We start from the raw sequence: 14629 nt of genomic DNA on the forward strand, positions 1-14629 counted from the left end.
TCAGGAGCAAGACATGACCACGAGGGACAAAGTAGCACGTCGCAAGCTGAGTTTGCTGGAATTGGCGACTGATCTGGACAACGTCTCGAAGGCGTGCCGGATCATGGGATATTCCCGCCAGCAGTTCTATGAGATCCGCCGGAACTTTCAGACCTATGGCGCCCAAGGGCTGATCGACCGTCTGCCCGGCGCCAGGGGGCCGCATCCGAACCGGGTGTCGGAGGAAGTCGAACAGGCGGTGCTCGACCACGCGCTCGCCCATCCCAGCCACGGACCGCTGCGGGTCGCTCACGAACTGGTGCTGAAAGGAATCCAAGTCTCCTCCGGCGGAGTCCGGGGTGTCTGGGCGCGACACAACCTTCTGACCCGACATGAGCGCCTGCTTCGGCTGGAGAAGCATGTGTCCGGTCGGAAGATCGACCTGACGCCCGAGCAGGTTCGGCTGTTGGAGCGGTTCAGTCCAGAGTTCCGGGAGCGCCATATCGAGACAAGGCACACCGGCGACCTGGTGGCTGTCGACACCTTCTTCGTCGGCACTTTGAAGGGGATCGGCAAGGTCTACCTTCAGACCGTCATCGACTGCTTCTCGCGCTACGCCTGGGGCAGGCTCTACACATCGAAGCTCCCGGTCACCGCGGTCCACGTCATGAACAACGATGTGATCCCCACCTTCGAGGCCCACGGCGCGAAGATCACCACCGTCCTCAGCGACAATGGCCGCGAATATTGCGGTCGACCCGACCGGCACCCCTTCGAACTCTTCCTGCAACTGGAGGAGATCGAGCACCGCACCACCAAGGTGCGCCGGCCGCAGTCCAACGGCTACGTCGAACGTCTCCACAGGACGCTCCTCGACGAGCACTTCCGCGTCATGGGCCGGACCAAGTTCTACGAGAGCGTGGACGAGATGCAGGAAGACCTCGACGCCTTCCTCGAAACCTACAACACCAAGCGACCGCACCAGGGCCGCAACATGAAGGGAAGGACGCCAATAACCGTCTTCATCGACGGTCTGACAAAACCCAAAAACGGAAAGGAGGACACAACAAGAAAAGCCGCGTAACCTGATCCCGCGCGGAGCCGAGACTGTCAGGGGATTACTCGCTCAGTACACACAAGGTTATGATCTTGAGGTCATAGCTGGAGCAAAGGCGTCACTGGAGCAAATATGTGCAGTACAAACAGAGGCTTCAATTCTACCCATATATGATGATATGCCTCAATATTTAGATACCATTGATACATTACTGAGTCATGGTTTTCGTATTGCCGCGTTGTTTCCGGTTAACCACGATCGGCACGGTCACGTAATTGAGTATGACTGCCTAATGACCCGAATTCATCAATGACTTAAACGCTAGTTCCACAATACTGAGAGTGCTTTGTTTGGTAGGTTTTTGGACTTTTGCAAAAATGACATCGCAAAAAATTAGGTAAGTGAACCTTTGTAGGAATTGGCAGACCTCTAGTTTTTAGGCGATCTAGCACGTGGAAGCACAACACGAACTACAATCACACAGGCGCTCCGCCAAGTAGCTAGAACCGTTATGTTCATCGTTAAGGCTCTCGCGATCTGCGCCAAAGCGAGCCTATTTCGACCACCGTTCAAATTGTAGAACGCATTTGCGGTCAAGATCCCAATTATTCTGTTGTTCAGATATTCCGAACTATCTTCCGATACTTCACGGTCGTCTTCCCATTTTTCAGCTTTGCCAACCTGAAGATCATCCTTGCCAAACTGTTTACGCTGTTCCGCAAATTCTTTGGCTTTTGCATTAAAAAATTTATGTCGGGACCGACGTGTTCGATGTGAAATAGATTCTTTTCTTAAGTGATGAATGTACACCACACCGGGGAGATAAAGGACTTCGCCCTCCATCCCAAGTCGGAAGAGAGTGTCTAGATCCTCGGCAACATAAAAGTAGTTCCGCTTTCCACCCATTTTCAAGAGAACGTCTCTACGAACAAGGCATGTCGTAAAGTAGACTTCCGGCACCCCCTCACACAATGATTCACTAATGTTCCTCGCTTCATCATATAATGGTAGTTTTCCAATCTCTGTACCGTCATCGAGGCAAACGAGATGCTGCCCCCCTACGGCGACAATATCCGGACTGGAATCAAGTGCACGAACCTGATGAATGAACCGCCCGGCTACATAAAGGTCGTCGTCGTCACATTTCGCAATAAACTCGCACCTCGCTCTCTTCAAGCCGGTGTTAAAACCGTCGGCAATACCACTCCCCTCATTGTCAAGAAGCAGAATTCGTGGGTCGTCAAAGGAATCAATAACCCTTTGAAAGCCATCTGTTGACTGATCGTTTACCAGAATTAACTCGCCGACCTCTTCATTCTCAAGAATTGACGATATCGCTCTTGCGAGAGTGCGCGCCCCATTCTTGAACGGCAAAACAACAGATACGCGACGGTCGGTGGCGGAGCGGACTTCGAGACTATGCGTCATTTGTTTTGATCGTATCAGTCGTTGTCTCATTTACTACTGACTAATGCGTGCAATATTGGCACCTTCAAGGGATATCTGTACATTGATCCGTCACTTCCATAGGAAGACACTGATAGCATGGGGTATGCCATTACACTCCGTCATATTTCCAAATCGGGCAAACAAATGCTAGATTAATAGCCTAGTTTTTTGTTTGATTCCTCCACTATTTCTAAGATCTAAGTAAAGCCACATAATAATAATCGCGCAGTTGAGTTTTTGGGCAACATATGCGCGCGTTATTACTGTAGGTTAGGACGAGCACCATGGGCAATTCGATCGCTTACGCGGCGCTCTTTACATTTCCGATAATCGCGTTCTTTTTGTTCGTGCGGTTTTCTACGCCGGCGGCGCTAGTATCGTCGATCTTGGCTGGTTACTTGTTGCTGCCTGTTGGCGTGTCGATAAAAGTACCAGCCGCCCCCGATATAGAGAAGCAAACAATAACCGTCCTTACCTGCGCAGTTCTTTGTCTTCTTTTCGGAAGATCTTCCCGGTCGCGTGCACATTCGAGTTCACCAATGGCAGGAACAGTCAAACTGTCCGATCCGAAGCCACTACGTCCACGGCCAGCCACCAATCGCGTCTTTGCCTTCCTGGCGCTTCTGGCCATTCTGATGCCATTTTATACCTACCTGAACAATCAGGAGCATTTAGTCTATGGCCCAAGCATTGTACTCGGAATGACGTTGTTTGATACGCTTTCCTTCGTACAATCCGTCGTTATCACTCTTCTACCGTTATATCTTGGCTACAAGCACCTCCGTCGCGAGCGCGATCAAAAATTTCTGTTATCGGCAATCTCGATTGCCGGTTTGCTCTACTCTTTGCCAATTCTTTTCGAGATACGAATGAGCCCTCAACTCCACGTATGGGTCTACGGGTTCTTCCCCCATTCCTTCCTTCAACAGGCGCGGGGTGATGGATTCCGTTCGGTTGTCTTCTTGGGGCACGGTCTGGCAGTGGCAATTTTTCTCGCCATGGCGATTATCGCTTCTTGGGGACTGTCCCAGGGCACACATGACAAAAGTTGGCGAACGCGTTGGCGGTTTGCTGCATTTTATTTAGTCGGTGTTCTTGTTCTTCAGAAATCTCTCGGGGCGCTGATTTTGGTTATTGGTCTCGTCGGTTCGATGATGGTCTTGCGGGAAAGGTCGCGTGCCCTATTGCTTTTCCTAATAGGTATCTTGGTCATAACCTATCCAATACTGCGAGGTTCGGACCTTTTTCCGACACAGAGTATCCTCGCTTTGGTTGAGACTATCAGTCCGGAACGAGGCGAATCCTTGAGCTTTCGTTTAAATAACGAAGACCGCCTGTTAGACAAGGCGGCACAGAAGCCAATTGCCGGTTGGGGCAGCAATGGGCGGAACCGGGTTTTCGATCCGGAGACGGGGAACGACATCTCGGTCACCGACGGATTCTGGGTCATAATTATTGGGATTCATGGCTGGATCGGCTATCTTGCCTTTTTCGGTCTGTTGACCCTGCCCTTGTTCCTAATCCGCAAACGTTACAAACGCTATCAGATCTCACCCATCACCTTGGGACTTGCCTTTGTCCTTGCGGTAAAGCTGATCGATCTTCTGCCAAATGCTGGACTTGCACCGATCACCTGGTTGGTTGCCGGTAGTCTTGTGGGCTCCCTTTTGCCAAGTGAACTGGAGTTGCGGGAACCGGCACCTATGAAGCAGTTTGCGAAAGCAAGCGTGCCACTAACCGCGCTTAGACGACGCTGACACGATTGGCGCATGCATAGCCACAAGTAGCCCTTCATTCGTTGACGGTGACCTGAGACACGACGGTCACAGTCATTCGGCGCCCTACTCCGTCCAGACGACCGCCTCATTCGGGCCGAATATCCGAAAAAGAATGATCGCAACAATCGGCCAACCAAACAGCATTGCGTATGCAACAGCGTTCGCGGATACAAAAAAAGTCTTGAATTTTTTCTGTTCCAATACGCGCCAGCAGGATCAGCCGCCTGCTTCAATCCGTCGGCATCCTAACTTGCCCAAGTCCCTTTAGCACATACAAGCCCAAAAATTACCCGGACATGCCTGGATACGTCTTGGCTAATTTGGCCATTTATAGACCGGATAGTTTTGACCATCCTGCCCGACCGGCGCCGCCGCCCGCCATCGTCATTTATATTCGATCAATCGAACATCGCCGCGGGTGAGGCGCCTCCACCAGTATTTGAAGATGCCCTGCGCCTCGGCGAATTTGCCAATCGTCAGTAGCAGCGCGTTCTGAAACCTTCCCTTACTATTCCGCGCGCGTACAGCCATGCGGATCACCTGGACCGGGTACAGCAGCGTCATCAGCATCGCCCAGGGCGAAATCAAAATGGTCAAGAGAGCTATAAATACTGGTATAGCAACCCCCCAAACCAATGCTCTTATCACTCTGACAACACAGTGATAAACGGGCGCCGCGCCATGCATCGCGGCCCCCTCGGCGGCGGCGAAACCACCGCGCGTGGTGCGTTTCCAGTACTGGCTGAACCGGGTGAGCGCCGCGTCGTGGAGGGCCATTTCTGCGCCGATCCGAAACATCCGCCACCCCTTTTTCCGCATCCGTACGCATAGTTCAGGCTCCTCGCCGGCAATGAGGGCGGCATTGAAACCGTCCACGTCCTTCACAGCATCGGTGCGCATCAGCGCGATGCCGCCGCAGCTTTTCGTTTCCCCGACCGGCGTATCCCATTCCATATCGCAAAGGCGGTTGTAGATCGACGCGTCGGGATGACGCTCCCGGGTGCGTCCGTAAACGACGGCGATATCCCGGGATTCCAGCATCTTTTCCCGCCCGGCTTCCAGCCAGCCCGGCTGCAGGGTGCAGTCGCCGTCGACGAATTGGACATAGTCGCAACCGCCCACATCCAAGACCTTCCAAAATCCCGCATTCCGGGCCCGCGCGGCGGTGAATGGGATGGACATGTCGAGTTCAACCACGGTCGCACCGACGGATTTCGCGAAGGCCACCGACCCGTCGGTAGAGCCGCTATCGACATAGACGACGATCGGGACCTGGCCGACAAGACTGTTGAGACAGGCGCGAAGCCGGTCACCCTCGTTCCGGCCGATCACAACAGCGGCGATATCGTTATGGCTTTTCATTGCTGCATTACCGGACCGTCATTTTCCGCCTGCGGATGCCCCCTGCGCGCAGGATCAGCTCAAATCCAATTGGGGAATGCCCTTCGCGGCATGAATTTCCTCAATGGCCTTCTGCTTGCCCGCGACAAGGACGCGCCGATGATAGGCGCGCACGAATTTGCGGAATTCCGGGTCATCGTATCGTGGTAGGTTCTTGATGGCGCTGCGCAGCCAACCCCATAATGTGGCAAGGGCGCCTGTGACATAAGGCTTCTCCCCCAGCCGGAAGATGCAGCTCGCGGCCATGTAGAAGAATCCGGTCCCCATGAAATATTGGCCGTATCCGTGCCTCATTCTACCGGTCATGACGCCTTTCTGGCTCGTTCCCATTGGCCGCAGATGCACGAACCGGATAGCCGGCTCGTCCCAGCTGACGGCGGCCCAACCATGCATGCGGCATCGATGGCAATCGATCCCGTCCCACATGACCTCGCGCACAAAACCGCCGATCTCCTGGAAACACGCCGTACGGTAAAACTTGGTCATGCCGACCGACATGTCGTCGCCCTTGCGCTCACTGACCAGCTGGTCGCCCTTGTAGATGTAGGGCTTGCCGCTGCAGGTTCCGAGCCTTGGATTGTTGGCCATCCGCCTCAACAGGATCTCGAAGTAACGGGGCGGCAAATCGAGATCCAGATCCAGCTTACAAAGGAAATCGAACTCCGACAGGTCAACGGTTTCCAAGCCGGAATAGAAGGCGTCAATTACCCCGGGTCCGACGGCACGACGCCCGCGATCGGCACGTGTGACGACCGTTATCCAATCGTGTTTGTCGGCATATTCTCTTAAAATTTCAGGAGTTTCATCGGTGGACCCGTCATCAACAATAACCCAATGTGTTGGAGGGATCGTTTGCGCAATGACACTATCAAGTGTCTTCCGCATAAAAGTGCTCTCATTCCTGCAAGGTGAGACAAGTACATAGGTGTCAGACATTGGTTTCTGTTCCAACAGGCGCTGCAAAAACTTGCTCTAGTCTATCGATGTTTGTTTTCTGTCCGAATTCCACATCAACGTGATCGAGCGCGTTGATCGCAAGACGATCGCGTAGTTCGTCATCGCTGCCGATTTCGCGCATTTTTTCGAACAACTCCTCCACGCTTCCAGGTGCAGCGAGCAGTCCTGTTCGGTGGTCCACTATGAGTTCCGGTATGCCGGAGAGATTGGTCGAAACAACCGGTATCCCTTGGGACATGGCTTCCATAAGCACCACCGGAATGCCGTCCATATCGCCATTTCTGTCTACTTTGCATGCGAGTACAAATAGGTCGAGGCTCCTCAACCATTTCGATACTTCCTTGTGGTCCATCGCACCGAGCAAATGAATAGAACCGGCCAGCTCAAGGTCAGTAATCAGTTCCTCAATCTCGGTTCTAAGAGGCCCGTCCCCGGCGATTTCCAACGTGACGTCAGGGTTCTCCGCCCGGAGCTTGGCGAACGCTTTGATCAAGACGTCAAACCCCTTCTTCTCGACAAGACGACCAATACTGCCAACACGAAACCCTCCCTTTTGCTCGGTACGGTTCGGAGCGGTTGAAATTGGGAAACTAACTCCGCATCTAACAACAGCGATCTTTTCCGGTTGAATGCCCTGGTCAATCAACAGGGCTCGATTGTGCTGGGAGATTGTCACCATTTTTGCGGACCGCTCGGCCTTCTGCGTCAGCAGTTTACCGCGTTCAAAAATGTCATTTGCGTGCCCAGTGAACGTGAAGGGAATTCCAGTAAGCGACGAAGCATACATTCCAATCTGAGTAGGGACATGCGCGAAATGTATATGGATGTGTTCGCAACCTCGACGCAGCATTTGAATGGCAGCATGGTTCGCGTGGATGAACTGATAGACCAGTTTTGCTGAATCAAGTGTGAAGATGCCTTGGTCTCTGCAATCACTGATGAGCATTTTCAATGTCGCGAGTAGCCTCACCTCTCGAGACACCAACGACTTGCAGAATGACATCAGAATTTGCGCTACTGACGTTTGATACAGATAGATTGTCGTTTTCGACAGTGTGAGCTGGTCCTTCGCAACTGATCCTGGGACATGAACCGAAAAAGGTACTATTTCGTATCCACGGGCCTGTAACGCCAGAATCTCCTCGTAAACAAAAGTAGCGGAAAGACCGGGTATTTCGGGCGCAATATAGGCGACTGCTCTGCTTGCCATTGTCGCTGCCCCCTTGAAATGAAATTAAGAAATCGGCCGACGAAATATAGAAGGTAGCGGATATTTGTACAGGCTATACAGTCCACACATATTTCACTCCCCAATAAGAATTTTTCCGTTCCTTTGATCCTCATGGGTTCAAATCATTCCCGGAAACCATCCCAAGTTTCGCGGCGATATTTCCAGCAGTACCAGAAGGCCCTCGGGCTTTCGATAAGGTATCTTCTTGCCATCCGGCCTGGATCCTGGAGCAGCCGGAACGCCCATTCCATTCCGATTTTTTGCATGAACTCAGGCGCGCGGACCTGGGCGCCGACGAGAAAATCCAAAGATGCCCCTATGCAAAGCCCGACGCCCCTTGCATTTGCTTGATTTGAGAACCGTGATGCCAGAACTTCCTGACGAGGGAACCCTACCGCAAAGAAGTATATCGGGGCCGGATGATCCGACAGAAAGTCCAAACAGGACTGAACCTCGGCATCAGATCTGATGAATCCCATTGGCGGGTTGTAGTGGTGAAAATTTATCCTGGGAAACTTTGCCTGCAGTCTCGGAAAAAATTGAGCATCCATGCCTATGATTGTCGCGTCCGAGCCCTGCTCATTCAATTCGCTGAGGATTTCCCTCGTCAAGTCACTGCCCGGGCAAACCGGCAACCTTATTCCAAGTAAAATCCGCGCCACTTTCGCAATCACCCTGCTGTCGTTGACGCACAGCGCGGCCTCGGCGTATAGGCGTTTCAATTCCCCGGAACCTTCCACCAGATTGACGAGATGCTGCGCATTCGGGGTTACCACGTAGCCAAATTTTTCGCGGCTTCGCATGTCCAACACGCGTGTGCGCGTTGCATCGAGGCCGAGAGGATCAATTCCTACGCCGCAAACGCTAATCTTCGACGAAGCGGCTACAGTATCTTCAAATGCCATCTCGACACTCTGTCATAAAATTTCCATGAAAAATCGGAGGCTTGGTCAGGTTTGCGGGAACACTCTCAAGTCTTTCGCCACGGTACGCAATGAAGTCATTCTCCCCAGTGCCGGCAATGGACATCATCTATTTTTCCAAGCCTTTACAAAAAGGCCGATCAAAGCGGATCGACGTCATACAAGCCCTTCAAACGCGACGGATATAAACGACGGAGCCGAAAACAAGTTCCCTCGCCTTGCAAACACGCCAATATCCACGCGCCTGGTCGCTATATCCGGCATCGCCGGGTCGAAGAACTGATCATGCCAAGATACCTGGATGTTGGCTCTCCGCGTGGACCCCACATTCTCAATCGATATCTTGTTTTTGTCGCCCTGGATTACCGTCCACACAACGTCGAGATCAGGCTCTGCCGGCACAGTATTCTCAGTTATGGTCGCCGCCACGGACATGGATACGCTTGCTCCACGTTTGCCCTTGACCACGACCCCGATCGCATTTGGCGTTGCGAATGCCGATGTTGCTCCTGAAGGCCTGCCGACTAAGGTAAGGTCAACCAGCGGCGGAACACTCTCGATACGCATTTCACTCGCCATGGTTACAACACGATCCAGGTCCAACTTTTTCCCGTCGATCGCAACGGAATGCGCCTCGGAAGTGAGATAAGCGGCCGGGTTGTCCGCAGGTATCAGCGAATGACGGAGGATCTGCTGGACAGTCGGCATCAGCAGGCCTTTTTGCGTAAGAAATTGTTTAACTCGTGGAGAAAAGCTAGCGAGCGCCGTCGCCGAGGCTCGAATGAAGTTGCCATCCGATCCAGATCTGCCTTGCGAAACGAACAAGTACGGCACATTGAATGGAAACTTGTCCTCCTTCTCCGGCAAGTGATCATTTACCGCTGGATAGATGAACAGTTGGTTCCCTCGATACTGTCGATACACGTTGCGCAAGCCCAGGGTTGAACTCAATCCCATACGCGCGAGGCTTCGACCGTTCGCCCCCAAGGATGCATTCCCCAAAGTTGGGCGATTAATAAACCAAAAGAGGTTGAAGCTGTAGTCCAATTGATTCTTTTTCGCAGAGTCAGGGAAGGTGACTGTGGCAAACTGCTTAAACAAACTCTGCCTGACCTGCATGGAATGACCGCGGTCCAAATTGAGGTATACATCGCCGCCGTTCCCGGCAACTTGACCGGCTGCGTATAAATCGTTAACGCGTTTGTGGACGGGTATGGTCTGCCCCAGGACTTCCCCTGGCGGCGGTTGGCTCGGCCCAGAAAAATTCACCAGCAACAACCCCGTAGAAGGGTCCCAAGTCGTGTTTCGTTCGGTGACCTCCGCCTGCTCTCCCGCGATGATCGGAGTTGGCACTATTTCGAGGTTACGGTTGGTAGAAGCGGATAGTGCATTCTCTTCGGCGGCCATGACGGCTTCCACGAACCAAGGGCGCTTACGAACACTCCTGAATGCATCCTCTGTTCGAAGTTGGTCCGGATTCCCAAAACCATTGCGTATGGCGGCCTCGACGAACGACCTCCCTTTACCAAAATCCAGCAACCTGAACGCAGTCACAGCTTGAAGGAATTGCGTGTCTCCATGTTCAGGAAATCGTTTCGCCAGTTCCTGCAATATGCCTGCGGCTTCCTTATACTTCTTGCGCTGCAACTGCACCGCCGCGTGCACATGAGCTTGGATGATGATCGGTTGGTCGAACACACTGATACCCGTCGCCCCGCACGCAGGAAGAGCCACAAGCTGCGAAAAGGCAACCGCACTCGTGCCGAGCAGCACCTGCCGGCGATTGACTTGGAGCCTGGAGCCGTTCTCCAAAATTCGTTTCATAGAATTCCTTTCGACACGTCATCCGAGCGGTAAATCCGCAGATATCAGGTTTAAGGAAGGATGCCTCTATCAATCCAGCGGCTATTCGAGCAGATACCACCACGTGGTCGGATGTTCAGACGTATCAATCCTATAAGAAGATCCGTCATAGTCCACCGGAACCGCCTTCTTTTTCCCGGTTGCAGTCAATCGGGAAAGGGTCAACCCCGGCGACGCCTTTATCGAAATGGTCGCCAGCACCGGTTCGGAGATGTAGTGCTTGCCCTGAGGAACGGACTGCGCGCCCATAGAGATCAACAATCGTTGAGATCGGGAAATTGGCGCCTCGGTAAGGCTTTGTACGGACACTGCCGCATATGGTGTTCTGGATTCGATTTGAACCTCACTCAACGCAGCTGTCCTGCCGCCAATCCAACCGCCAACCATCTGCGTTCTCGGCGTATCCACGCGAAACACACCCTCGCGCCAGTTCCGCTTGTATTCTCCGGTATCTGAAACAATCGCCTCAGCATCTGTCGCCAGGAACCGGCGATCTGGATTTTTTACAGGGATTGCGCCCCGCAGGCTCCTCGCCTTCTTCAACCACGGCAAGGCTTGAGGTCGAGGCAGTCGAACCACCACTTTGCTTTGCTCGGTCAAAGTCCGGATCGCCGCCGAGGTTGTCGGGTCGATTTTTTCATTGATCAGTTTTTCACCGAAATCGAGCGCGTAGGTCTTCTTGGCTTCGCTCACATGACCTTGGCGATACATCAACGCGGCCGCCGGCATGAGCGAGAGAATTGCCGGGTCGTCAAAAGCCTGCCAATTGCGTGGACGTGAATTGGAACCAGGTGGCCCCTGAAAATAAGCGTAATGCATCAACGCATCCCATCCCTGCAGAGCAGCGACCGCAGCCACTTGCGGCGGCAAGGACGCACGGCCTTTGACGGGGTGACTGCCCATTCCCCATTCAGTCACAGAAATCGGCATACCTTCGACCTGTCCGGCCGAGATCCAATCCACCAACGTGCTCTTGAAATTGGGATTGGCGCGAAGAGGTGCCGGGCCCCCATAGGAATGCACGTCAATTATGTCGCCATCGGTCAGCGAGAAGTGACCGGCGAGCGACATCGCGCCCCATGTATTGGTTGTCGCCAGGAGAGCTTCTGTCCCCAGCGATCTCAATTGGGCAATCATGCGATCGTTGAATTGATGTTCTAGATCAGAAAGGAAAAGCTTCGAAGGTCCGAACTCCCAGGATCGCCAAACCCGATTCCAATCGAGTTGCCAACGTTCGGCGAAAGCCTTTGCCTTAGCCATATAAATCTTATTGTGGATCGGAACATTCTTGTCAGGGAGTAGAGCATTGCCGAAATGATGTGTCAGGTCGTTTTCGTTCGTTATCAACATGGCGACGATCGAAGGATCGTCCTTGTAAGCAACACCTGTCACTTCGTTGACATGATTGAGATACTGCTCATTGAACCGCTTCATGAGATTGACAATGCTGTCATTCACATAATTGAACCCCTTCAAGTTCGCGCGGTTTTTTCCCTTTCTCGCTTCTTCGAAATGCTCCATTCCGTCCGACTTGCTGATCGTCCTTCCGACATGCAAGTCGAGCCAAACATAGATTCCCTGTTGTTGAAGGCAGGCAATCCAACGATCCAAAGCGGCGAGTGATTTGGATGAAAGACGGCCAGTATCACCTTTCGCATCGCCGAAAATGTTTGGCTGAACCCATTCAGAGTCATGGTGATGGATGCGAACGAGATTATATCCGAGCGCCGCGATCCGTTTCGCCGGTTCGCATTCCTTCGTCAGCAGAGTCCGAAAAAGCGAGTAGGCGGTAATATTTGTCCCCCAGAAGCGGGCGGGAGTGCCGTCTCCAAATACCAGACGGTCACCATCCGACCTGACACGACCATGCCGACCAGCAGGAAGATGATCCGAGTTCAAAAAACTCAAATCGACCGGGAAACGATCCCATGCGACGATCCCCTTGCGCCACTTCGTATTGTCGACGGGTTCGAACTCCGGGCGTTGAGCGAGTGCAGCGTCCTCCACGCCGTCCAAACTGACCTTCATCTCGATCGATTGCTGGGCGGACGCTTCCTTCTTGGCCACCAGGTAAGCTCTGATTTCTTTGGGCCCACCCCGCTCGAAAGCAATTTTAACGGGCTGCCTGTCGAATCGAACCGTCAAGGTGGGACCGGCATCGCCCAGTTTCAGACGCCACCCTTTTTGATCTTCATCCAAAACCGGCCAAAGGTCTGCCCCATCTGAAGAAAAAGGCCGTGTATTCAATCTGAACGATATGCCGCCGTATACGCGTCCCTCCGAAGTCGGCGGCAAATCGATATTGATCGTCCAGGACAGTTCCATTGATGAGATTGCCGGGACATCAGTTTGCAGCGACAGCCATTCAGTACCATTGCTGTTTCCGAAAGACCGTTGGCCCGAATTGGTTTGCTGCTTCAGGCCCAGCCCGACCCATTTCCATTCGTCCCGCCAGAAAACAAAGCGCGAGGAGACAACATCAACTGACTCGTGTTCAAACTTGAAAAGCCCTTCGTCGTTAAGGATGAGCCGGCTTTCCGCCCGCGCCTCCCTCCCCGACAAAAAGACAACACCACAGACGAAGATCGCCAAAAGAAATTGAAGGTTGCATCGCACGACGGCATGGCTCCGTTTTATACAATCATGCTTTAGAGCGCTTTCATCGCCAAGGATTTGCAACACTCTATCGCGAGAGAACTTGTTTTCGATCAAGCCACCGTCAGGATTGATATGCAGTCGAAATCGGTAACCGGTGCATCGTTACAGTCCCGCCAATCGATCCATCGACAACATTCGAGGGGATTGTTCGAAAAACCGTGTATCGCCCGCAACTGTCGACAGAAAACCCGGGTTACTGACACTTTCGTTCGGACCGAATACGGCCGTCCCCGGTTAGCCCAACCGCGGAATACAACTCTTTCCCATTATGTGCGCGGTTCTCCGACTAGTCACATCATCAATCCGGGATGATATGTTGCGGAAACGAAGAGCGTAACCGAGCACAAATTTGTGCGAAATCGGTCTGATTATTAACCACCGTTGTCATTTTGCAGGTTTTATCCAAAGTCCCGAGCATTATTAACAGCAGTTGAATATGTAGTCTGCGCCGTCAATTGACTTGCAACGAGCCCATGTTACACCCAAAGCGTCGTTGAGGTTCCACTTCACTGTACTCCAAGGGGGTCTTTATTATGCTTTCATGCAAAAAACTCGTAGGCGCGGCTGGCGTAGCTGCTCTTACACTGTTCGCGGCCGGTTCCGCGAACGCCGTGCCGGTCAACATTTCGACCTTGGTCGCCGACTTCGGCCATATTGCCGACGGTGATTTCAAAGCAAATGACTTCGGAAATGACTTGCTCACTTCGGGTAAATTCGACTTCGGCGCGATCACTTATGACAACGTGTCAACTAACGTAAACGACCGCGTGTTGAGCACGGCCGACAAGTCTGTCGCACAAGCTCAGCAGGCTGGCGGTTCGAACGGGTTCAGCAATGCCTTCTATTTCGACACGTCGCTGTCCGGTAAGGTCGGCCTCAGCGTATCGCTGCAGGAATTTTTCCCGACGTCGTTCTCCGATATCGGGTTTCTCGACTTCCGCGTCACCTTTGTCGACGTGACGGGTCTTGGCTCATCTTCTGCCGGCGTGTTCTCGATTGGCCAGACCGAGTTGAACACGGCTTCCGTGATTTCGACCCAGTCCTTCACGGACAGCGTAACTGGTGATGCGAACTTCAACCCGGTCCCAGTTCTTGGCGATCAGCCGTTCCTGAAGGATCTTGCCGGTGCGACCAACATTCTCGCGATCGTTTCGGGTAGCGCGTTTGTAACGCCCGGTGAAAACAATCCGAGTTACACGGTTACGGTTACCAACGTTCCGCTTCCGGCTCCGTTGATGCTGCTGGTCAGCGCGTTGCTCGGCCTCGGTTTCCTGGGACGTCGTCGCCTGGGTGCGTAAGACCAACCAACGGGGCTAGCCTGATGCTTTCAATG

10 protein-coding genes are annotated in these 14629 nt (G+C 53.0%); 3 read left to right on the forward strand and 7 right to left on the reverse strand.

Going from position 1 to position 14629, the window contains the following annotated elements; translation table 11 throughout:
- Positions 1–13: 13 nt before the first annotated feature.
- The gene (locus ACQK2G_RS12290) at positions 14–1063 is read left to right on the forward strand and encodes an IS481 family transposase (RefSeq protein WP_425405322.1); all 1050 of its coding nucleotides are present in this window, start codon (positions 14–16) and stop codon (positions 1061–1063) included.
- A 402-nt stretch (positions 1064–1465) separates the two neighbouring features.
- On the opposite strand, the gene ACQK2G_RS12295 is transcribed toward ACQK2G_RS12290, so the two are convergent.
- Positions 1466–2464: a glycosyltransferase family 2 protein gene (locus ACQK2G_RS12295; protein ID WP_425405323.1), complete on the reverse strand. Its 999-nt coding sequence runs from the start codon at positions 2462–2464 to the stop codon at positions 1466–1468.
- A gap of 305 nt (positions 2465–2769) precedes the next feature.
- Between ACQK2G_RS12295 and ACQK2G_RS12300 the strand changes: the two genes are divergently transcribed.
- Positions 2770–4242 (forward strand): hypothetical protein, encoded by a 1473-nt coding sequence (locus tag ACQK2G_RS12300; RefSeq protein ID WP_425405324.1) that lies wholly within the window; start codon positions 2770–2772, stop codon positions 4240–4242.
- A 405-nt stretch (positions 4243–4647) separates the two neighbouring features.
- Here the strand turns inward: ACQK2G_RS12300 and ACQK2G_RS12305 are convergent, their stop codons facing one another.
- The 6 genes from ACQK2G_RS12305 to ACQK2G_RS12330 all read right to left on the reverse strand — a co-directional run bounded on the left by ACQK2G_RS12305 (position 4648) and on the right by ACQK2G_RS12330 (position 13350).
- Positions 4648–5625, reverse strand: a complete 978-nt coding sequence (locus ACQK2G_RS12305; RefSeq protein ID WP_425405325.1) for a glycosyltransferase family 2 protein — start codon at positions 5623–5625, stop codon at positions 4648–4650.
- A 54-nt stretch (positions 5626–5679) separates the two neighbouring features.
- Complete coding sequence (locus ACQK2G_RS12310; protein ID WP_425405326.1) at positions 5680–6600, reverse strand: glycosyltransferase; 921 nt, start codon at positions 6598–6600, stop codon at positions 5680–5682.
- The gene (locus ACQK2G_RS12315) at positions 6593–7831 is read right to left on the reverse strand and encodes a glycosyltransferase family 4 protein (protein WP_425405327.1); all 1239 of its coding nucleotides are present in this window, start codon (positions 7829–7831) and stop codon (positions 6593–6595) included. Before ACQK2G_RS12315 ends, ACQK2G_RS12310 begins: the two co-directional genes overlap by 8 nt.
- 143 nt (positions 7832–7974) lie before the next feature.
- Positions 7975–8757, reverse strand: a complete 783-nt coding sequence (locus tag ACQK2G_RS12320) for a WecB/TagA/CpsF family glycosyltransferase (RefSeq protein ID WP_425405328.1) — start codon at positions 8755–8757, stop codon at positions 7975–7977.
- A gap of 174 nt (positions 8758–8931) precedes the next feature.
- Complete coding sequence (locus ACQK2G_RS12325; protein WP_425405329.1) at positions 8932–10599, reverse strand: hypothetical protein; 1668 nt, start codon at positions 10597–10599, stop codon at positions 8932–8934.
- 81 nt (positions 10600–10680) lie between these two features.
- Positions 10681–13350, reverse strand: a complete 2670-nt coding sequence (locus tag ACQK2G_RS12330; RefSeq protein ID WP_425405330.1) for a cellulase family glycosylhydrolase — start codon at positions 13348–13350, stop codon at positions 10681–10683.
- A gap of 479 nt (positions 13351–13829) precedes the next feature.
- Here ACQK2G_RS12330 and ACQK2G_RS12335 point away from each other — a divergent pair, with 479 nt between their 5' ends.
- The gene (locus tag ACQK2G_RS12335) at positions 13830–14594 is read left to right on the forward strand and encodes a VPLPA-CTERM sorting domain-containing protein (protein ID WP_425405331.1); all 765 of its coding nucleotides are present in this window, start codon (positions 13830–13832) and stop codon (positions 14592–14594) included.
- The last annotated feature ends 35 nt before the right edge of the window (positions 14595–14629 follow it).

The organism is Hwanghaeella sp., assembly GCF_965227365.1.
In the GTDB taxonomy this organism is placed as follows: domain Bacteria; phylum Pseudomonadota; class Alphaproteobacteria; order UBA8366; family Aestuariispiraceae; genus Hwanghaeella.

Excerpts from the sequence above, each read along its gene's own strand:
- ACQK2G_RS12290 (WP_425405322.1), top strand. The coding sequence starts at position 14 with ATGACCACGAGGGACAAAGTAGCACGTCGCAAGCTGAGTTTGCTGGAA.
- ACQK2G_RS12295 (WP_425405323.1), bottom strand. The coding sequence starts at position 2,464 with ATGACGCATAGTCTCGAAGTCCGCTCCGCCACCGACCGTCGCGTATCT.
- ACQK2G_RS12300 (WP_425405324.1), top strand. The coding sequence starts at position 2,770 with ATGGGCAATTCGATCGCTTACGCGGCGCTCTTTACATTTCCGATAATC.
- ACQK2G_RS12305 (WP_425405325.1), bottom strand. The coding sequence starts at position 5,625 with ATGAAAAGCCATAACGATATCGCCGCTGTTGTGATCGGCCGGAACGAG.
- ACQK2G_RS12310 (WP_425405326.1), bottom strand. The coding sequence starts at position 6,600 with ATGTCTGACACCTATGTACTTGTCTCACCTTGCAGGAATGAGAGCACT.
- ACQK2G_RS12315 (WP_425405327.1), bottom strand. The coding sequence starts at position 7,831 with ATGGCAAGCAGAGCAGTCGCCTATATTGCGCCCGAAATACCCGGTCTT.
- ACQK2G_RS12320 (WP_425405328.1), bottom strand. The coding sequence starts at position 8,757 with ATGGCATTTGAAGATACTGTAGCCGCTTCGTCGAAGATTAGCGTTTGC.
- ACQK2G_RS12325 (WP_425405329.1), bottom strand. The coding sequence starts at position 10,599 with ATGAAACGAATTTTGGAGAACGGCTCCAGGCTCCAAGTCAATCGCCGG.
- ACQK2G_RS12335 (WP_425405331.1), top strand. The coding sequence starts at position 13,830 with ATGCTTTCATGCAAAAAACTCGTAGGCGCGGCTGGCGTAGCTGCTCTT.